Source organism: Pseudomonas sp. 30_B, from assembly GCF_017491605.1.
Classification (GTDB): domain Bacteria; phylum Pseudomonadota; class Gammaproteobacteria; order Pseudomonadales; family Pseudomonadaceae; genus Pseudomonas.
The window spans coordinates 1-240 of sequence record NZ_JAFGYY010000531.1; the positions used below are offsets into that span (position 1 = coordinate 1).

The window sequence follows — 240 nt, forward strand, 5'->3', positions numbered from 1 at the left end:
GGTTCGGGCCGTTGTCGGTGGTGTAGATGACGATGGTGTTGTCGCTGAGCTTCAGGTCGTCGAGGGTCTTGAGCAGTTTGCCGACGTCGCCGTCGTGTTCGAGCATGCCGTCGGCGTACTCGTTGCCGGGCATGCCGCTCTGGCCCTGCATGGATTCGCGTATGTGGGTGAAGGCGTGCATGCGGGTGGTGTTCATCCAGACGAAGAACGGCTTGTCGGCCTTCACCTGCTTGTCCATGA

General features: G+C 60.8%; 1 protein-coding gene. It reads right to left on the reverse strand.

Features of this window, described 5'->3' with window-relative positions; translation table 11 throughout:
* Positions 1 to 240 (reverse strand): sulfatase-like hydrolase/transferase (locus J5M67_RS29360; protein WP_207888774.1); only part of this gene is annotated, 240 nt, incomplete at both ends.